Origin of the sequence: Georgenia faecalis (assembly GCF_003710105.1) — a bacterium.
Lineage (GTDB): Bacteria > Actinomycetota > Actinomycetes > Actinomycetales > Actinomycetaceae > Georgenia_A > Georgenia_A faecalis.
This window is the reverse complement of the sequence record NZ_CP033325.1, coordinates 1784168-1801778: the sequence shown is the minus strand read 5'-3', so window position 1 is coordinate 1801778 and position 17611 is coordinate 1784168. Positions and strand designations below refer to the sequence as shown.

The 17611-nt window shown below is 77.3% G+C and carries 18 protein-coding genes and 1 riboswitch; of the genes, 14 read left to right on the top strand and 4 right to left on the bottom strand.

The genetic code is table 11. The annotated features are described in order from the left end of the window. Positions 1 to 28: 28 nt before the first annotated feature. From metK to EBO36_RS07780, 11 genes are all read left to right on the top strand, one after another. Entirely contained in the window at positions 29 to 1237 is a 1209-nt protein-coding gene (gene metK / locus EBO36_RS07830; protein WP_206515525.1) for a methionine adenosyltransferase, read from the top strand. Between the two features lie 51 nt (positions 1238 to 1288). Continuing rightward, positions 1289 to 3313, top strand: a complete 2025-nt coding sequence (locus EBO36_RS07825; protein WP_122824120.1) for a primosomal protein N' — start codon at positions 1289 to 1291, stop codon at positions 3311 to 3313. Between the two features lie 20 nt (positions 3314 to 3333). Then, positions 3334 to 4053 carry an HAD-IA family hydrolase gene (locus tag EBO36_RS07820; RefSeq protein WP_122825527.1) on the top strand — a complete coding sequence of 240 codons (720 nt, stop codon included), beginning with the start codon at positions 3334 to 3336 and terminating at the stop codon, positions 4051 to 4053. 43 nt (positions 4054 to 4096) lie between these two features. Continuing rightward, positions 4097 to 5035 carry a methionyl-tRNA formyltransferase gene (gene fmt, locus EBO36_RS07815; protein WP_122824119.1) on the top strand — a complete coding sequence of 313 codons (939 nt, stop codon included), beginning with the start codon at positions 4097 to 4099 and terminating at the stop codon, positions 5033 to 5035. Further along, entirely contained in the window at positions 5032 to 6639 is a 1608-nt protein-coding gene (locus EBO36_RS07810) for a transcription antitermination factor NusB (protein WP_122824118.1), read from the top strand. Before fmt ends, EBO36_RS07810 begins: the two co-directional genes overlap by 4 nt. 29 nt (positions 6640 to 6668) lie before the next feature. Next, complete coding sequence (gene rpe / locus EBO36_RS07805) at positions 6669 to 7334, top strand: ribulose-phosphate 3-epimerase (protein ID WP_122824117.1); 666 nt, start codon at positions 6669 to 6671, stop codon at positions 7332 to 7334. Positions 7335 to 7380: 46 nt separating this feature from the next. Then, positions 7381 to 7513: riboswitch (FMN riboswitch) on the top strand. A gap of 80 nt (positions 7514 to 7593) precedes the next feature. Next, on the top strand, positions 7594 to 8448 hold the full coding sequence (locus EBO36_RS07800) for an ABC transporter permease (protein WP_122824116.1): 855 nt from the start codon (positions 7594 to 7596) through the stop codon (positions 8446 to 8448). Next, on the top strand, positions 8445 to 9470 hold the full coding sequence (locus EBO36_RS07795) for an ABC transporter substrate-binding protein (RefSeq protein WP_122824115.1): 1026 nt from the start codon (positions 8445 to 8447) through the stop codon (positions 9468 to 9470). Before EBO36_RS07800 ends, EBO36_RS07795 begins: the two co-directional genes overlap by 4 nt. A gap of 52 nt (positions 9471 to 9522) precedes the next feature. Further along, positions 9523 to 9786, top strand: coding sequence for a phosphoribosyl-ATP diphosphatase (locus EBO36_RS07790; RefSeq protein WP_122824114.1), 264 nt, complete (start codon positions 9523 to 9525; stop codon positions 9784 to 9786). A gap of 20 nt (positions 9787 to 9806) precedes the next feature. Beyond that, positions 9807 to 10652, top strand: a complete 846-nt coding sequence (gene hisG / locus EBO36_RS07785; RefSeq protein WP_122824113.1) for an ATP phosphoribosyltransferase — start codon at positions 9807 to 9809, stop codon at positions 10650 to 10652. Continuing rightward, on the top strand, positions 10649 to 11110 hold the full coding sequence (locus tag EBO36_RS07780) for a PH domain-containing protein (protein ID WP_122824112.1): 462 nt from the start codon (positions 10649 to 10651) through the stop codon (positions 11108 to 11110). The genes hisG and EBO36_RS07780 overlap by 4 nt, the downstream gene beginning before the upstream one ends. On the opposite strand, the gene EBO36_RS07775 is transcribed toward EBO36_RS07780, so the two are convergent. Genes EBO36_RS07775 through EBO36_RS07765 form a run of 3 tightly spaced genes read right to left on the bottom strand, consistent with a single transcriptional unit; the run spans position 11107 to position 13705 of the window. After that, entirely contained in the window at positions 11107 to 12135 is a 1029-nt protein-coding gene (locus tag EBO36_RS07775; RefSeq protein ID WP_122824111.1) for an NAD(P)/FAD-dependent oxidoreductase, read from the bottom strand. The two genes, EBO36_RS07780 and EBO36_RS07775, sit on opposite strands and share 4 nt — an antisense overlap. After that, on the bottom strand, positions 12132 to 12656 hold the full coding sequence (locus EBO36_RS07770) for an isoprenylcysteine carboxyl methyltransferase family protein (RefSeq protein ID WP_187695805.1): 525 nt from the start codon (positions 12654 to 12656) through the stop codon (positions 12132 to 12134). The genes EBO36_RS07775 and EBO36_RS07770 overlap by 4 nt, the downstream gene beginning before the upstream one ends. Further along, positions 12653 to 13705: a type III polyketide synthase gene (locus tag EBO36_RS07765; protein ID WP_122824110.1), complete on the bottom strand. Its 1053-nt coding sequence runs from the start codon at positions 13703 to 13705 to the stop codon at positions 12653 to 12655. Before EBO36_RS07765 ends, EBO36_RS07770 begins: the two co-directional genes overlap by 4 nt. 33 nt (positions 13706 to 13738) lie before the next feature. Between EBO36_RS07765 and EBO36_RS07760 the strand changes: the two genes are divergently transcribed. Beyond that, positions 13739 to 14536, top strand: a complete 798-nt coding sequence (locus EBO36_RS07760; RefSeq protein WP_122824109.1) for a UbiA family prenyltransferase — start codon at positions 13739 to 13741, stop codon at positions 14534 to 14536. On the opposite strand, the gene EBO36_RS07755 is transcribed toward EBO36_RS07760, so the two are convergent. Beyond that, positions 14505 to 15638, bottom strand: coding sequence for a DUF3866 family protein (locus EBO36_RS07755; protein ID WP_241236957.1), 1134 nt, complete (start codon positions 15636 to 15638; stop codon positions 14505 to 14507). The two genes, EBO36_RS07760 and EBO36_RS07755, sit on opposite strands and share 32 nt — an antisense overlap. Before the next feature lie 33 nt (positions 15639 to 15671). On the opposite strand from EBO36_RS07755, the gene EBO36_RS07750 reads away from it, so the two are divergent. Both EBO36_RS07750 and EBO36_RS07745 read left to right on the top strand, forming a co-directional pair. Next, the gene (locus tag EBO36_RS07750; protein WP_241236958.1) at positions 15672 to 16646 is read left to right on the top strand and encodes a helix-turn-helix transcriptional regulator; all 975 of its coding nucleotides are present in this window, start codon (positions 15672 to 15674) and stop codon (positions 16644 to 16646) included. Then, entirely contained in the window at positions 16639 to 17607 is a 969-nt protein-coding gene (locus tag EBO36_RS07745; protein ID WP_122824106.1) for a helix-turn-helix transcriptional regulator, read from the top strand. The genes EBO36_RS07750 and EBO36_RS07745 overlap by 8 nt, the downstream gene beginning before the upstream one ends. The last annotated feature ends 4 nt before the right edge of the window (positions 17608 to 17611 follow it).

Here is a 17611-nt window from a genome sequence, read left to right as displayed (position 1 = left end):
GCGCTCGCCCGCCCCGTACCATCGGGCGGTGACTTCCCGCCCCGATCTGCGTCAGTTCACCTCCGAGTCGGTGACCGAGGGTCACCCGGACAAGGTGTGCGACCGCATCTCCGACGCCATCCTCGACGCCCTCCTCGAGCAGGACCCGCAGGCCCGGGTCGCGGTGGAGACCATGGTCACCACCGGGCTCGTCCACGTCGTCGGCGAGGTGAGCACGAGCGCGTACGTCGAGATCCCCCAGATCGTGCGCCAGGAGGTCACCCGCATCGGGTACACCTCCTCGGACATCGGGTTCGACGGTCACTCCTGCGGGGTGTCGGTCTCCATCGGCCAGCAGTCGCCCGACATCTCCGCCGGCGTCGACAAGTCCCTGGAGAACCGCGCCGGCGAGGACGCCTACGACCCGCTCGACGCCCAGGGCGCGGGCGACCAGGGCCTCATGTTCGGCTACGCCGCCGACGACACCCCCCAGCTCATGCCGCTGCCCATCTGGCTGGCCCACCGCCTGTCCGAGCGGCTGGCCGCGGTGCGGCGTGCGGGGTCGGTCCCCGCCCTGCGGCCCGACGGCAAGACCCAGGTGACCATCGGCTACGACGGAGACCGGCCCGTGCGGCTCGACACCCTCGTCGTGTCCACGCAGCACGACGACGGCGTCGACCAGACCTGGCTGCGGGCCGCGATCGCCGCGGAGGTCGTCGCGCCGGTGCTCGAGGCGGCGCAGCTCGACCTCGACACGAGCGACCACGACCTCTTCGTCAACCCGACGGGGCAGTTCGTCGTGGGGGGCCCGATGGGCGACGCCGGCCTCACCGGCCGCAAGATCATCGTCGACACCTACGGCGGCATGGCGCGCCACGGCGGCGGGGCGTTCTCGGGCAAGGACCCGTCCAAGGTCGACCGGTCCGCCTCGTACGCCATGCGCTGGGTGGCGAAGAACGTCGTCGCCGCCGGCCTCGCCCGGCGCTGCGAGGTGCAGGTCGCCTACGCCATCGGCAAGGCGCGCCCGGTCGGCCTGTACGCCGAGACGTTCGGGACCGAGACGGTCCCGCTCGAGCGGATCATGCGGGCCATCCGCGAGGTGTTCGACCTGCGGCCCGCCGCCATCGTCCGCGACCTCGACCTCCTGCGGCCCATCTACCGTGCCACGAGCGCGTACGGGCACTTCGGGCGCGAGCTGCCGGAGTTCACCTGGGAGCGCACCGACCGCGTCGACGAGCTGCGCGCGGCGGTCGGCTGAGCGCTGTGCACCCGCCGCCGGCCCGTCGGTGGCCCGTGATGGGATGAGGTCATGACGGCGCACCAGCTCACCCTCCTCGACGGCCCGGGCCCGCGGCCCGTCGCTGACGTGGACGGGGTGGAGCTGCCGGTCGCGCGCGTCGCCGTCGACGTCCCGCTGCCGCACCTGGACCGGCCCTTCGACTACCGCGTGCCGGCGAGCATGGACGCGGCCGCCGTGCCGGGCGCCCGGGTGTTCGTGCGCTTCGCCGGGACCGACCGCCCGGGCTTCATCCTCGAGCGCGCCGCCACCACCGACCACGCGGGCGCGCTCACCCCGATCCGCCGGGTGGTCTCGCCCGTCGCCGTCCTCACCCCGGCCGTCCTGGGACTGTGCCGGGCGGTGGCCGACCGGTACGCCGGCACGCTCATGGACGTCGTGCGGCTCGCCGTCCCGCCGCGCCACGCGTCGACGGAGAACGCCGTGCTCGAGAAGGCGGGGGAGGACCGCACCGGGCTCACGCAGGTGTGGACGCCCGGGCCCGCCTGGGCGCCGTACGTGGGGGGGCCGGCGTTCGTCAACCGGCTCGCCCAGGGGCAGTCCCCGCGCGCGGTGTGGACGGCGCTGCCGGACGCGGCCGGACCCCCGTGGATCGACGCCGTCGCCGAGGCCGCCGCCGCCACCCTCGCCTCGGGCCGCGGCGTGCTCGTCGTCGTCCCGGACTCCCGGGACGTCGCGGCGGTGGCCGCCGGCCTGGGGGCCGCGCTGCCCGACGAGCCCGTGCGCCAGCTGCTCGCCGAGGACGGGCCGGGGCGGCGGTACCGCAGCTTCCTCACGCTCCTGCTGGGCCGCGCGCGGGTGGTCGTCGGGACGCGCTCGGCCGCGTTCGCGCCGGTCCGCGACCTGGGGCTGGTGGTGTGCTGGGACGACGGCGACGACGCCCTCGCCGAGCCGCGGGCGCCCTACCCGCACGCCCGGCAGGTCCTCACCCTGCGCGCCGAGCGCGAGGACGCCGCCCTCCTCCTCGGCTCGTTCTCCCGCTCGGTCGAGGCCGAGCTCCTCGTCGCCGAGGGGTGGGCCCGGCCGGTCCAGGCCGCGCGGGCCACCGTGCGCACGCACGCGCCCCGGGTCGAGGCCCCGGGCGCCCTCGACCTCGCCCGCGAGGGGCCGGCGGCGCACGCCCGCATCCCGCACCCGGCGTGGCGCCTCGTCCGCGACGCGCTCGGCACCGGCCCCGTCCTCGTCCAGGTGCCCCGCGCCGGCTACGTCCCGGTCGTCGCCTGCGAGCGGTGCCGAGAGCCGGCCCGGTGCCGCCACTGCGGCGGGCCGATGGGCTTGGCCTCCGCCCGCTCGGCGCCGTCCTGCCGCTGGTGCGCCCGGCCCGACGCCGGCTGGACGTGCCCGCACTGCCAGGCCACCGCGCTGCGCGCGCGCCGGGTGGGGTCGGGCCGCACCGCCGAGGAGCTGGGGCGCGCGTTTCCGGCCGTGCCGGTCCTCGTCTCCGGCGCCCGGGCGGACCACGGCGTCGTGGGCGACGTCGACGGCCGCCCGCGGCTGGTCATCGCCACCCCCGGCGCCGAGCCGCGCGCCGAGGGCGGGTACACCGCGGCGCTGCTCCTCGACGCCGCGGCGAGCACGGCGCGCCCGGAGCTGTGGGCCTCGGTGGAGGCGCTGCGCCGCTGGACGGCCGCCGCGGCGCTGGTCCGGCCCGCCGCCGACGGCGGGCGCGTCCTGCTCCTCGGGGATCCGGCCCCCGGACCCGCCCAGGCGCTGGTCCGCTGGGACCCGGCCGGCTTCGCCGCCCGCGAGCTCGCCGAGCGCACCGAGCTGCACCTGCCGCCGGCCGTGCGGATGGCGGCGGTGGACGGCGAGCCGGCCGCCGTCGCCGCCTACCTGCGCCACCTCACCCTCCCCCCGGGCGGGGAGGTGCTCGGACCGGTGCCCCTGGCCGAGGGGCGCTCGCGGGCGCTCGTGCGCATCGAGCGGCACCGCGGGGGCGAGCTCACCCGCGAGCTCGCCGCCGCCTCCGCGTTGCGCAGCGCCCACAAGGAGCCCGACGCCGTCACGGTCCGCGTGGATCCCACCGACCTGTGGTGAGCGCTCCTAGGGTGGGGGCCATGCCGCAGCCCTCCTCCTCCCGCGCCCCGGCCCCCGGCGGCGAGACCCCGGCCCCCGGCGGCGAGGCCCCGACCGCCGGCCGCGAGGCCCCGACCGCCGCAGGTGCCGTCGCCGCGGTGGACACCGTCGTCTTCGACCTCGGCCAGGTCCTCGTGGGCTGGGACCCGTTCCGCGCCGTCGCCCACGCCGTCACCGCCGAGGAGTTCGCCGAGTTCAGCGCGGAGATCGACTGGACGACGTTCAACCACGCCCAGGACGCCGGCCGGACGATGGCCGAGGCACGCGAGGTGCTCGCCCGGTCCCACCCGCACCGGGTGGCGACGTTCGACGAGTACGTCGCCCACTTCCCGCTCAGCCTCACCGGGCCGATCGAGGGGACGACCGAGATCGTCGACGCGCTCCTCGCCCGTGGGCTCCGGGTGCTCGGCCTCACCAACTGGTCGGCCGAGACCTTCGAGCACGCGGCCCGCTCCGCCCCGGTCATCGACCGGCTCGAGGGGGTCGTGGTCTCCGGCGTGGAGGGCGTGGCCAAGCCCGACCCCGCGATCTTCGCCCTCCTCGTCGAGCGGTTCGGCCTCACCCCGGCCGCCACCGTGTTCGTCGACGACTCGCCCGTCAACGTCGACGCCGCGGCCGCCGCCGGGCTCCGCGCCGTCCGCTTCGTCGACGCCGCCGGCCTGCGCGCCGATCTCGCCCGGCTCGGCCTCACGGGGGACTGACCGCCGGCCGGCGGCGCCGGGCGCCCGCCTAGACTGGGGCATCATGCGCCTCCTCTTCGCCGGCACCCCCGAGGTGGCCCTCCCCTCGCTGCTCGCCCTGCTCGACTCCGACCACGACGTCGCGGCCGTCCTCACCCGCCCCGACGCCCCGCGCGGCCGCGGCCGGCGGGAGGCGGCGAGCCCCGTGGCGGCGCTCGCCCGGGAGCGGGGCATCGAGGTGCTCACCCCGTCGACACTGCGCGACCCCGAGACGCAGGCGGCCATCGCCGCGCTCGGCGTCGACGCCGCCCCGGTCGTCGCCTATGGCGCCCTCGTGCCCCCGGCCCTGCTCGCCGCGCCGCCGCTGGGCTGGGTCAACCTGCACTTCTCGCTCCTGCCCGCCTGGCGCGGCGCGGCGCCGGTGCAGCGCGCGATCATCGCGGGGGACGACCTCACGGGCGCCACGACGTTCCTCCTCGAGGAGGGCCTCGACACGGGCCCCGTCCTCGGCACGCTCACCGAGCCGATCCGCCCCACCGACACCGCCGGGGACCTCCTGGGCCGCCTGGCGCACGCTGGCGCCGGGCTGCTCGTGCGCACCCTGGACGCCCTCGAGGCGGGCGACCTGCGGCCCGTGCCCCAGCCCGCCGACGGCGTGAGCCACGCCCCGCGGCTCGAGGTCGCCGACGCCCGCGTGCGCTGGGACGCCCCGGCGCTCGCCGTGGACCGCCTCGTCCGCGGGTGCACCCCCGCCCCGGGGGCGTGGACGACGGCGCCCGACGGCTCCCGCCTCAAGCTCGGCCCCGTCACCCCGCGCGACGACGCCCCGGACCTGGCGCCGGGCCAGGTGCTCGCCGGCAAGCGTGAGGTGCTCGTGGGCACCGGCTCGGGCGCCGTCGCCCTCGGCCGGCTCGCGCCCGCCGGGCGTGGCTGGATGGACGCCGACGCCTGGGCGCGCGGCGCCCGCCTCGATGCCGGCGCCCGACTGGGGGAGGGCGCATGAGCGAGGACGCACGCCGCCGTCCCGACGGCCGCCAGCCCGACGGCCGCGGCGGCTCCGGCGCCCCGCGGTCCGGTAGTGGCCGCTCCGGCGGCGCCCCGGGCTCCGGCGGCACCCCGCGCTCCGGCGGCGCGCCCCGGTCCGCCGCCCCCGCGTCCGGGCGCCCGCCCGGCTGGCGGCCCCGGCGCACCAGCGGCGACCCGGCGCGCGGCGTCGCCTTCGACGTCCTGCGCCAGGTGGACGCCTCCGACGCCTACGCCAACCTCGTCCTGCCCGGCCTGCTCCGCGAGCGCGGCCTGGACGGGCGCGACGCCGCCTTCGCCACCGAGCTCACCTACGGCACCCTGCGCGGTCGCGGCCGGTACGACGCCGTCCTCGAGCGGTGCACCCGCGGCCGCCCCCTGGCCGAGCTCGACCCGCCGGTCCTCGACGTCCTCCGCCTCGGCACCCACCAGCTCCTCGCCATGCGCGTCCCCTCGCACGCGGCGGTCTCCGAGACGGTGAGCCTCACCCGCGACCGGATCGGCACCGGCGCCAGCGCGTTCGTCAACGCCGTGCTGCGCGCGGTCGCCGCCAAGGAGCCCGAGGCGTGGCTCACCGAGATCGCCGACGCGGCCGACCCGGCCGGCACCGACGAGGTCGCCCGGCTCTCGGTCCTCGAGTCCCACCCCGCCTGGATCACCCGCGCGCTGCGCGGGGCGCTCCTGGGGATGGGCCGGCCCGCGAGCGAGCTCGCCGACCTCCTGCGCGCCGACAACGCCAACCCGGACGTCACCCTCGTCGCCCGTCCCGGGCTGGTGACGCCGGCCGAGCTCGCGGCCGAGGCCCGTTCCCTGGGCGCGGAGCCCGTCCCCGGGCGCTGGGCCCCCACCGCACTGGTCCTGCCCGGGGGCGACCCCGGCTCCCTGCCCGCGGTGCGCCACGCCCGCGCCGGTGTGCAGGACGAGGGCAGCCAGCTCGTCGCCCTGGCCCTCGCGGCCGCCCCGGTCCTGCCCGACGGCGCCGACCCCGCCGACGGCCGGTGGCTCGACCTCTGCGCCGGACCCGGCGGCAAGGCCGCGCTCCTCGGCGCCCTCGCCGCCGAGCGTGGCGCCACCCTGGTCGCCAACGAGGTGGCCCCCCACCGCGCGCGGCTCGTCCGCCAGTCGGTGGCCGCCCTCCCGCGCGACGTCGTCGACGTGCGCACCGGCGACGGCCGGGAGATCGGCGAGACCGAGCCCGGCCGGTACGACCGGGTCCTCGTCGACGCGCCGTGCACCGGCCTCGGCGCCCTGCGCCGCCGCCCCGAGGCGCGCTGGCGGCGCCAGCCCGGCGACCTGGCTGCGCTCGGCACCCTCCAGCGCGCGCTCCTCGCGGCCGCGGTCGACGCCACCCGGAGCGGGGGAGTGGTCGCCTACGTCACGTGCTCCCCGCACCCGGCGGAGACCACGCTGGTCGTCCAGGACGTCCTGCGCCGCCGCGACGACGTCGAGCTGCTCGACGCCGTCGCCGTCCTCCAGGAGGTGGCCCGCGAGGAGGTCCCCGGCCTGTCCGGTCCCATGGTCCAGCTCTGGCCGCACCTGCACGGCACCGACGCGATGTTCCTCGCGCTGCTGCGCAAGCGCTGAGGCACGCACCGGCGGATAGGCTCGGGGACATGGCCATCGTCATCTCCCCGAGCATCCTCAGCTGCGACTTCGCGGACCTGCGGGGAGAGCTCGCGAAGATCGCCGGCGCGGACTTCGCGCACGTCGACGTCATGGACAACCACTTCGTGCCCAACCTCACCCTGGGGCTGCCCGTCGTCGAGCGGATCGTCGCGGCCAGCCCCGTGCCGGTGGACGCCCACCTCATGATCGCCGAGCCGGACCGCTGGGCGCCGGCCTACGCCGAGGCGGGCTGCGCGTCGGTCACCTTCCACGCCGAGGCCGCCACGGCGCCCGTGCGCCTGGCCCGCGAGCTGCGCTCGGCCGGCGCCCGCGCCGGCCTGGCCCTGCGGCCGGCGACCCCCGTGGAGCCCTACCTCGACCTGCTCGGCGAGTTCGACATGATCCTCGTCATGACCGTCGAGCCCGGCTTCGGCGGGCAGTCGTTCCTCGACGGCACCCTGCCCAAGATCACCCGCCTGCGGGAGGCCATCGCCCGCACCGACGCCGACGTCTGGGTCCAGGTCGACGGCGGCATCTCCCGCGCGACGATCGAGCGCGCGGCCGACGCCGGGGCCAACGTCTTCGTCGCCGGGTCCGCGGTGTACTCCGCGCAGGACGCCGCCGCGGAGGTCGACGCCCTGCGGTCGCTGGCGCAGGGCGCCCACCGGCACTGACCCTCGCCGAGGGCCCGCGGCGGTGTGGCACCATGGACCTTGCAACAACGTGCTCCGGGGTCGGTGAGAGTCCGAACCGGCGGTGACAGTCCGCGACCCGACGCCAGCCACACCGGCGCCGGTTGACCTGGTGGAACTCCAGGACCGACGGTGAAAGTCCGGATGGGAGGAAGCACGGGACGGTGCGCACCCGCGCGCCGTCCGCGGGCGCGACCGCGCGCCCGTCCGCCCCGGTCACGGCCGACCGGGGAGGAGTGACATGCCGGCACAGCGCGCCGACGGGCCGCGAGCGCCCGAGGGCCGCCCACGCGCGGACTCCCTCGCCCGCACGCTCGCGCGCCGGCGGCGGACGCACCGGCTGGTCCTCGCCTCGCCCGTGCTCCTCGGTGCCGCCGTCCTGGCGGTGTGGGAGGTCGTCGCGCGCACCGGGCTGGTCCCGGCGTTCTTCCTCCCCGCGCCCACCGCCGTGCTCGCGCGGCTGTGGCTCGAGCTGCGAGAGGGCGGGCTGCTGGGCTACACCGCCGTCACCGCGCTCGAGGCGCTCCTGGGCAGCCTGCTCGGCACGCTCGTCGCGCTGCCGCTCGGCTACCTCGTCGCCCGCAACCGGTGGGCGGCCGCGGCGCTGCAGCCCTACATCGCGGCCTCCCAGGCGCTGCCCGCGGTGGCCGTCGCCCCGCTCCTCGTCATCTGGGTGGGCTACGGGCTGCTGCCCGTCGTCCTGCTGTGCGCCCTCCTCGTCTTCTTCCCCATCCTCCTCGCCACGGTCCTCGGCCTGCGCACCCTCGACCCCGAGATCGTCGACGCCGCGCGGATGGACGGCGCGGCCGGCCTGGCGATGCTCCGCCACATCGAGGTCCCGCTCGCCATGCCCAGCCTGCTCACCGGCCTGCGCAACGGCTTCACGCTGTCCATCACGGGCGCCGTGGTCGGCGAGCTCGTCATGGGCGGCCAGGGCCTGGGCCTCGTCCTCGCCGTCCAGAGCGACTCCGCCGACACCACCGGCCTGTTCGCCACGCTCGCGGTCCTCGCCGCCCTCGCCGTGGCCATGTACACCGTGCTCCGCGGCGTCGAGCGCGCCGGGAGCGAGACCCCCCTCGAAGGACCCCGCAGATGAGCACTCCCCGCGAGCGCCGGCGTCCCGCCGCACGCGCCCTGACCGCCGCCCTCCTCGCCCTCCTCGCCCTCACCGGCTGCGCGGAGCAGCCCGCGCCGGCCGCGCCGTCGGCGCCGTCGGACGCTCCCGACGTCACCATCGGGCTCACCTACACCCCGGACGTCCAGTTCGCGCCGTTCTACGTCGCCCTGGAGGCCGGCTACTACGCCGACGCCGGAGTCGACGTCACCCTGCGCCACCACGGGGCGTCGGAGTCGCTCTTCGGGGCGCTGGCGGCGGGGGAGGAGCAGCTCGTCGTCGCCGGGGGCGACGAGATGGTCCAGGCCCGCGCCGAGGGCGTCCCCGTCGTCGGCGTCGCCACGCTCTACCAGCGCTACCCGGTGGTCCTGCTCGTGCCCGCCGGCTCCGACATCGAGACGGCGGCCGACCTCGCCGGACGGCGGGTCGGCGTGCCCGGGCCGTTCGGCGAGACCTACTTCGGGCTGCTCGCCGTGCTCGACGGCGCGGGCCTGTCCACCGCCGACGTCGACGTCGCGCACATCGGCTACACCCAGCAGGCCGCCCTGGCCGCCGGGCACGTCGACGCCGTCATGGGCTTCGCGAACAACGACGCCGTCCAGTTCGCCCGGGCGGGCATCGACGTCCGCGCGATCCCGCTGCCCGAGGACGTCCCGCTCGTCGGCATCGGCATCGGGGCCCGGGAGGACACCCTCGCCGCCGACCGCGACGCCGTCGCCGCCGTCGTCGAGGCGACCCTGCGGGGCGTCGCCGACGTCGTCGCGGACCCCGAGGCGGCCGTGGCCGTCGCCGCCGAGCACGTCCCGGGCCTCGCGGGCGCCGAGCAGCGCGCCGCGGCCCTGGCCACCCTCGAGGCGACGACGGAGCTGTACCAGGCGGACGGCGTGGCCCCGGGGGCGAGCGACCCGGCCCGGTGGGAGCGCATGGTGGCGTTCCTCGAGGCGCAGGGCCTGCTCGCGGGCCCGGTCGCCGTCGAGGACGCCCTCGTCGGCCTCGGCGGGTAGGCGCGTGGGCGGGCGACGCACCGGCCCGGGCGGACCAACTACCCTGGCAGGCGTGAAGACCTTCGACGACCTGTTCGCCGAGCTCGCGCACAAGGCCGAGACCCGGCCCGCCGGGTCCGGAACCGTGGCGGAGCTCGACGCCGGCATCCACGCCATCGGCAAGAAGATCGTCGAGGAGGCGGCCGAGGTGTGGATGGCGGCCGAGCACGAGAGCGACGAGGCCGCCGCGGAGGAGATCTCCCAGCTCCTCTACCACCTCCAGGTCATGATGATCGCCCGGGGCCTGCGCCTCGAGGACGTCTACCGCTACCTGTGACCCGCCGACGAGAGACCACCGTGTTCCGCATCGCCGTCCCCAACAAGGGGTCCCTGTCCGAGCCCGCGTCCCAGATGCTCGTGGAGGCCGGCTACCGCCAGCGCCGCGACGGCCGCGAGCTCGTCGTGCCCGACGAGGCCAACGACGTCGAGTTCTTCTTCCTGCGCCCCCGGGACATCGCCGTGTACGTCGGCTCGGGGACGGTCGACGTGGGCATCACCGGGCGTGACCTCCTCCTCGACTCGGGGGTAGCCGCCGTCGAGCACCGCCCCCTCGGCTTCGCCCGCTCGACGTTCCGGTTCGCCGCCCCCGCGGGCGAGGTGAGCTCCCTCGAGCAGGTCAACGGCAAGCGCGTGGCGACGAGCTACGACGTGCTCGTGGGCCGCTACCTCGCCGACCGCGGCATCTCCGCCGAGGTGGTCCACCTCGACGGCGCGGTGGAGTCCTCCGTCCAGCTGGGCATCGCCGACGTCGTCGCCGACGTCGTCGAGACCGGCACGACCCTGCGCGCCGCGGGCCTGGAGGTGTTCGGCGAGCCGATCCTGCGCTCCGAGGCCGTCCTCATCCAGCCCGCCGGACGCGACGTCAGCCCCGCGCTGGCGGTCCTCGACCGGCGGCTGCAGGGCGTGCTCGTCGCACGGCGCTACGTCCTCATGGACTACGACGTGCCGGTCGAGCACGTGGAGCAGGCCGTCGCCATCACGCCGGGCCTCGAGTCGCCGACGATCTCCCCGCTGCACGACGGCCGGTGGGTCGCCGTGCGGTCCATGGTGCTGCGCGCGGACACCAACCGCGTCATGGACGAGCTGTACGACGTCGGCGCGCGCGCCATCATCGTCACCTCCATCCACGCCTCCCGGATATGACCGCGCGCGAGGAGCTCTTCGCGCCCTTCCGGCCCCGCGCGACGCGCGCCATCAGCGCGGGCCTCGCCGCGCTCACCCTCGCAGGCGCCACCGTCATCGCCGTGCTCATGCCCCGGTCCGAGAACGTCACCTTCGGCCCCGGCGACGTGGTGGGGACCTACGCCCTCGCCCTGGCGATCTGCTGGTTCTGCTACCGGCAGTTCTCGGTCGCCGCGGTGCCCGACGCGGCGGGCATCACCGTGCGCAACCTCCTGCTCACCCGCCGCGTCGAGTGGGCCCAGATCGTCCTCGTCCGGTTCGGTGACGGGCGGCCCTGGGCGCAGCTCGACCTGGCCGACGGCGAGACCCTGGCGGTCATGGGCGTCCAGGCGGCCGACGGCGCCCGCGGGGTGGCCGAGGCGCGCCGGCTCGCCACCCTCGTGGCCCTCCACGAGCCGCGCGGGCGCGCCGGCGGCTAGACGGGCCGCGCCAGCTCGTGCACGGCGCCCGTGAAGACGGGCGTCAGCGCCGCCGCGGCGGGCACGATCGAGCGCCGCACCGCGGGGGAGCGGGTGGCCCCGACGAGCGTCTGGGTGAGGAGCCGGTACCGCCGCGTCACCGCCCGCCACTGCGCCTCGTAGGTCTGCGGCGCCCCCGCAGCGACGGCCTCGACCGCCGCCGACGCCTGCGCCAGCGCCAGCGTGATCCCCTCGCCCGTGAGGGCGTCGACGTACCCGCTGGCGTCCCCGACGAGCAGGACGCGGCCGAGGACGCGCCGGGAGGCCCGCTGGCGCAGGGGACCGGCGCCGCGGACGCCACTGAGCGGGGCGTCGCCCAGCCGCGCCCGCAACGCGGGGAAGGCGCGCAGGTGGTCGGGGAACGGCCGGCGCACCGAGGTGAGGATCGCGATCCCCACGAGGTCCGGCGCCACGGGCGTGACGTACGCCTCGGCCTCCCGGCCCCAGTGCACCTCGACGAGGTCCGTCCACGGCGCCAGCGCCGCGTGGGCGCGCAGCCCGTAGCGGCGCGGGTGGCGCTCGGGGACGTCGAGCCCGACGGCGCGCCGCACGGGGGAGTGGAGCCCGTCGGCGGCGACGAGGTAGCCGGACACCCGGCCGTCGGCGACGACGGCGCCGCGCTCCTGGCGCACCTCGCCCACCCGGCCCCGCTCGATGCGCACCCCGGCGTCCTGGGCGGCCTCGAGCAGCAGGCCGTGGAGGGTGGTGCGCCGCACCCCGCGCCCGGGCCGGCGGGGGAACCGGGCCTCGGCGGCCCGGCCCCGGCCCACGTACCGGATGCCCCGCAGGTCCTGCCCGGGCGGGTCGATGCCCAGGGTGGCGAGCCGAGCGAGGCCGCCGGGCATGACGCCCTCGCCGCACGCCTTGTCGATGACGCCGACCCGCGGCTCCACGACGAGGACGTCCAGGCCGGCGCGGGCGGCGTAGAGCGCGGTGGCCAGGCCCGCCGGACCGCCGCCGGCGACGAGGAGGTCGGGCGCGCTCATGCCGTGGCCGCCCGCAGGGCCGCGGACTCGGTGCGGATCCGCACCGTGAGGAGCGCCGCGTTGGCGAGGGTGAACAGCAGCGCGGTGCGCCAGGCCGAGTGGACCAGGGGCAGCGCGAAGCCCTCGACGACGACGGCGACGTAGTTGGGGTGGGAGAGCCAGCGGTAGGGCCCGGCGCTCACCAGGGGGAGCCCGGGCACGACGATGACCCGGGTGTTCCACCGGGGCCCGAGGGTGGTGATGCACCACCACCGCAGCACCTGGGACCCGAGCGCGAGGACGAGCATCGCCACGCCGAGCGCGGGCAGGAACGGCGGTCGCGCCACCCACACCTCGACGAGGATGCCGACGAGCAGGGCCGTGTGGAGGACCACCATGACCGGGTAGTGGCCCTGGCCGCTCTCCACGCCGCCGCGCGCGAAGCTCCAGGCGGCGTTGCGCTTGGCGACGACGAGCTCGGCGAGCCGTTCGAGGCCGACGGCGACGATGAGGACGGTGACGAGGATCAGGGTCGTGTTCATGCGCTCAGCAGCACCATCTCGAGGCCGAAGCCGGGACCCATGGCGATGACCAGGCCGGGGCTGCCCGGTGGCGGTGGGGCGTCGGCCAGGGTGTCGGCGAGGACGTGGAGGACGGAGGAGGAGGAGAGGTTGCCCACCCGGGCCAGGTGCGCCCAGGTGAGGGCGAGCGCGGTGTCGTCGACGCCCAGCGCCTGCGTCATCGCCTCGATGACCTTGGGGCCGCCGGGGTGGCACACCCACCACCCGATGTCCGCCCGCGTGAGGTCGTGCCGCGCGAGGAACGCGTCGACGTCGGCGCCCAGGTGGGCCCGGACGAGGCCGGGGACCTCGGGCCCGAGGACGATCCGCAACCCGCTCGCGCCGACGTCCCAGCCGATGACTCCCGCGGTGCCGGGGTAGAGCCGGCTCGCGCTGTCGACGATCCGGACGCCGGGGGCGGGATGGGCGTCGCCGACGGCCACGACGGCGCTCGCCCCGTCACCGAACAGCCCCGAAGCGACGACGTTGGCCGTGGAGGTGTCCTCCCGCTGGATGGTGAGCGAGCACAGCTCGACGGAGACGAGGACCCCGACGCCGTCCGGGCGGCCGGCGAGCAGCTCGCCGAGCACACCCAGGCCGCCCGCGCCGCCGGCGCATCCGAGGCCGAGGACCGGGACCCGTCGCACGTCCTCGCGCATGCCGAGCCGGGTGGCGACGAGCGCGTCCAGCGAGGGGACCGCGAGGCCGGTCACCGTGGTGGAGACGACGACGTCGACGTCCGCGGGGGTGAGGCCGGCGGCGGCCAGGGCCCCCTCGACGGCCTCGGCGCCCAGGTCGGCGGCGGCGGCCACGAACGCGTCGTTGGCCTGGCCGAAGTCGGTGAGCTCGGCGTAGCGCTCCAGCGGGAGGGCGACGTGGCGAGCCTGCACCCCGCAGTTGCCGTGCACCCGCTCGACCACCGCGCGGCGCGCCCCGTGCGCCCCGATGAGGTCCGAGACCACCGCCGTCAGCTCGTCCTGCGGGTAGCGGTACGGGGGCAGCACGGGCTGCACGGCGGTGATGCGGGTCATGGGCTGAGAGTAGGTGCCCCCTAGTCTCGTGTCGTGCGCACCCTCGTCGCCCTCGCCCGGGCGTGCCATCCGGCCCCCACCGTCGCGGTGACGACCCTCGCCGCCGGGCTCGGCGTCGCGGCCGGGCTCGGCCCCGCCCGGACCGCCCTCCTCGGCCTCGCCGTCCTCGCCGGCCAGCTCACCATCGGCTGGACGAACGACCTCCTCGACGCCGAGCGGGACCGTCGGGTGGGGCGGGCGAGCAAGCCGGTGGCGACGGGGGACGTCGCGGCGCGCACGGTCGTCGTCGCGACCGGGGCCGCCCTCGCCGTGAGCGTCGTCGCCTCCCTCGCCCTGGGCGTGCGGCCCGGGCTCGTCCACCTCGTCCTGCTCGTGGGGTCCGGGTGGGCGTACAACCTCGGCCTCAAGGCGACGGCGCTGTCCTGGCTGCCCTACGCCGTCGCGTTCGGCGCGCTGCCGGCCGTGGCGTGGCTCGCCGTCCCGGCGCCCGTACCCGGGTGGATGGTCGCGGTGGGCGCCCTCCTCGGCGTCGGCGCGCACATCCTCAACGTCCTGCCCGACCTCGAGGACGACGCCACCACCGGGGTGCGCGGCCTGCCGCACCGGCTGGGCGCCCGGGCGGGCCGCGTCGTCGCCGTCGTCGTCCTCCTCGCCGGCTCGGTGGTCGCGGTGCTCGGCCCGGCCGGCCCCACCCCGGCCTGGGGCTGGGTGGTCCTGGCGGGCGTGGCCGCGCTGGCCGCGGTCGCGGTCGCGGTCGGCGGCAAGGCGCCCTTCCGGATCGCCATGCTCATCGCCGTCGTCAACGTCGTGGTGCTGCTCCTGCGGCCCTGAGCCGGGCGGCGTGCACCCCGGCGGCCGCGGCGGCGAGGAAGGCGCCCGGGTCCTGGTCCAGGCCGCGGCCCATCGTCGACAGCCGGGTGGGGGAGGCGGCGAGCGCGTCCTCGAGCCCGGTCGTGAGCACCTCGACGAGCCGGTGCCGGCCGGTGGGCGCGCCGAGCGCCCGGGCCTGATCGGCCACGCGGGTGCCGAGGCCGGCGAGGTCGTCGCGGTCGAAGACGGGCACGACGACGTCGGCCGGGGCGAGGGCGACCCGCCCGTAGGCGGTGAGGCTGTGGTGGGAGATCCCGAGGTGGCGCTCGCGCGGGTCGGCGCCGGAGACCCGCAGGGAGGCGACCGGCTGCCCGCCGAGCACGGCCGCGGCGTTGACCGCCTCGCCGCAGGCGACGCCGGAGAACCCCCAGCGGGTGCCGGTGCCGAGGTTGCCCGGCCCCTGGGCGAGGACCACGAGGTCCGCGTCGAGGACGAGCCGGGCGGCGAGCAGGCCGGTGTGCACCGTGACGGCCTCGAGGTCCCCGCCGAACGCCTGCCCGACGGTCACCGCGCCCGCGATCCAGCCGGCCTCGCGCAGGGCCGCCGTCGTCCGGGAGAACCACGCGGGCAGGGCACCGCCGTCGGTCATGACGTAGGCGACCCGCGGCGCGGGAGCCCCCGTGCGGGCGGCCTCGGCGCGGGCCCCGGCGACGACCGCCGGCAGCGCGGAGTGGAGGTCGGCGACGACGACCGGCAGGCCGCCGAGGTCGTCGGCCTCGCGCAGCGCCTCGTGCCAGGGGGACTCCTGCTCGTCGACGCCGAGGAGCATGGGCTGCAGGGGCGTGTACCGGGCCTTGACGACGTGCCCGGGGCCGGGCGGCGGGTCGGCGGGGAGCCGGTCGGGGATGGCCGCGACGAGGGCGTACCCGCCCGTGCCGAGCCCGCGGGCGAGCGCGGAGACGGTGAGGCTCACGCGGTCCCCGACGACCGGCTCGCCGACGAGCGCGGGGTAGGCCAGCGCCCGCACCCTCGTCCCGTCCCCGGTCAGCTCCACCTCGAGCTCGACGGCCCCTGCCCACGTGCGGCCGAGCGCCCGCACCCGCCCCTCGCGCCACAAGATCACGCAGGTGAGCGTACCGGCCGCTACGGTGAGGGCGTGGCGCGCGTGGAACCGGCTGAGCGGCTGCTCGACCTCCTCCTGGCGCTCACCCATGCCCAGGGCCGGATGACCAAGCAGCAGATCCGGCGCGGCGTCAACGGCTACGACGCCGCCACCAACGACGCGGCCTTCGAGCGGATGTTCGAGCGGGACAAGGACCTGCTCCGTGAGCTCGGCGTGCCCGTGGTCACCGAGACCGACCCGGTCCACGAGGACGACGTCGGGTACCGCATCGACACCGCCGGGTACGCCCTGCCCCCGGTGAGCTTCACCCCGGCCGAGGTCGGCGTCCTCTCCCTCGCCGCCGAGCTGTGGCAGGACGCCCACCTCCACGGCTCCGCGCGGCGCGGCCTCACGAAGCTGCGCGCGGTCGGCCCCGCCCCGGAGCCCGACGCCCACGCCGGCCTGGCGCTGCGCGTGCGCGGGCCGGAGGCCGCGTTCGACCCGCTGCTCACCGCCATCGCCGAGCGCCGCGAGGTGGCCTTCACCTACCGGGCGGCGTCCACGGGCGCGGTGGCCCGCCGGCGGGTCCAGCCGTGGCGCCTGGTGAGCAAGGACCGCGGGTGGTACCTCCTGGGGCACGACGTCGAGCGCGACGCCCCGCGCGCCTACCGGCTCTCCCGGATCCTCGGCCGCGTGGGCCTCGCCGGCCCCGCCGGCGGCTACCAGGTCCCTCCGCACGACGTCGCCGACCTCCTCGGGCGCTCCCGCGGCACCGCGGGCACCGCCCGCCTGGCCGTCACCTCCGAGCGCGCCTCCGCGCTGCGGGCGCGCGCCACCGGCCCGACGGGCCAGCTCGGCGACCGGGACGTCGTCACCGTGCCGGTGCAGGACGAGGAGTCGCTCGCCGAGGAGATCGCCACCTACGCCGACGCCGTCCTCGTCCTCGAGCCGGCGTCGCTGCGGGCCTCGGTGCTGCGCCGGCTGCGCGCGCTCGCCACCCTCGACGGCACGGAGACCCCGCGTGGCTGAGACGACGGCCGACCGCTTCACCCGCCTCCTGTCCCTCATCGCCTACCTCGGCGACCACCCGGGCGTGCCCGTCACCGAGGTGGCCGAGCACTTCGGGGTGAGCCCGGCGCAGGTGCTCGCCGACGTCAACCTCCTGTGGGTCTCCGGCACGCCGGGGTACCTGCCCGACGACCTCATCGACTTCGCCGCGGACGAGCTCGACCGCGACGTCCTCACCCTCACCAACCCCCGGGGGATGGACCGGCCGCTGCGACTGGGCGCGTCCGAGGCGCTCGCCCTCCTCGTCGCCCTGCGTTCCCTCGCCGCGCTCGCCGGCGACGGCGGCTCCTTCGACCACGCCGTCGTCGCCTCGACGACGGCGAAGCTCACCGAGGCGGCCGGGAGCGCCGCCGAGGCCGCCCGGGCCGTCGACGTGCACGTCGCGGGCGAGGTGCCCGCGCTCGCCCCGGCCCGCGACGCCCTGGCGCGCCGGCGCCGGCTGCGGCTGCGCTACGTCTCCGCGGCCGACGTCGTCAGCGAGCGGGACGTCGACCCCCTCGAGCTGCTGTGGGACGGCAGCCACTGGTTCCTGCGGGCCTGGTGCGCGCGCGTGCAGGACGTGCGGCACTTCCGCCTCGACCGCGTGCTGAGCAGCGAGGTCCTCGCCGAACCGGCGACGGCGCAGCCGCGGGCGTACGCCCCGGACGCCGAGCCCGACCTCGCCGACGTCGACCTCGTCGCCACCCTCGTCCTCGCCTCGCGGGCCCGCTGGGTCGCCGAGCGGTACCCGGTGGACGCGGTGGAGGACCTGCCCGACGGCTCCCTGCGCGTCACGCTGCGGGTCGCCGACCCGGCGTGGCTCACCAACCTGGTCCTCGGCCTGGGGGAGGACGTCCTCGCCCTCGATCCCCCGGACCTGGCGGCGGTCGTCGCGGGCCGGGCCCGCGCCGCGCTGGCCGCGTATTCCCAGCTCGCCCAGTAGCCTT

Excerpts from the sequence above, each read along its gene's own strand:
- EBO36_RS07765 (WP_122824110.1), bottom strand. The coding sequence starts at position 13,705 with ATGACCCGCATCACCGCCGTGCAGCCCGTGCTGCCCCCGTACCGCTAC.
- EBO36_RS07780 (WP_122824112.1), top strand. The coding sequence starts at position 10,649 with ATGACCGCGCGCGAGGAGCTCTTCGCGCCCTTCCGGCCCCGCGCGACG.
- fmt (WP_122824119.1), top strand. The coding sequence starts at position 4,097 with ATGCGCCTCCTCTTCGCCGGCACCCCCGAGGTGGCCCTCCCCTCGCTG.
- EBO36_RS07810 (WP_122824118.1), top strand. The coding sequence starts at position 5,032 with ATGAGCGAGGACGCACGCCGCCGTCCCGACGGCCGCCAGCCCGACGGC.
- EBO36_RS07795 (WP_122824115.1), top strand. The coding sequence starts at position 8,445 with ATGAGCACTCCCCGCGAGCGCCGGCGTCCCGCCGCACGCGCCCTGACC.
- EBO36_RS07775 (WP_122824111.1), bottom strand. The coding sequence starts at position 12,135 with ATGAGCGCGCCCGACCTCCTCGTCGCCGGCGGCGGTCCGGCGGGCCTG.
- EBO36_RS07770 (WP_187695805.1), bottom strand. The coding sequence starts at position 12,656 with ATGAACACGACCCTGATCCTCGTCACCGTCCTCATCGTCGCCGTCGGC.
- EBO36_RS07820 (WP_122825527.1), top strand. The coding sequence starts at position 3,334 with ATGCCGCAGCCCTCCTCCTCCCGCGCCCCGGCCCCCGGCGGCGAGACC.
- EBO36_RS07800 (WP_122824116.1), top strand. The coding sequence starts at position 7,594 with ATGCCGGCACAGCGCGCCGACGGGCCGCGAGCGCCCGAGGGCCGCCCA.
- rpe (WP_122824117.1), top strand. The coding sequence starts at position 6,669 with ATGGCCATCGTCATCTCCCCGAGCATCCTCAGCTGCGACTTCGCGGAC.
- EBO36_RS07825 (WP_122824120.1), top strand. The coding sequence starts at position 1,289 with ATGACGGCGCACCAGCTCACCCTCCTCGACGGCCCGGGCCCGCGGCCC.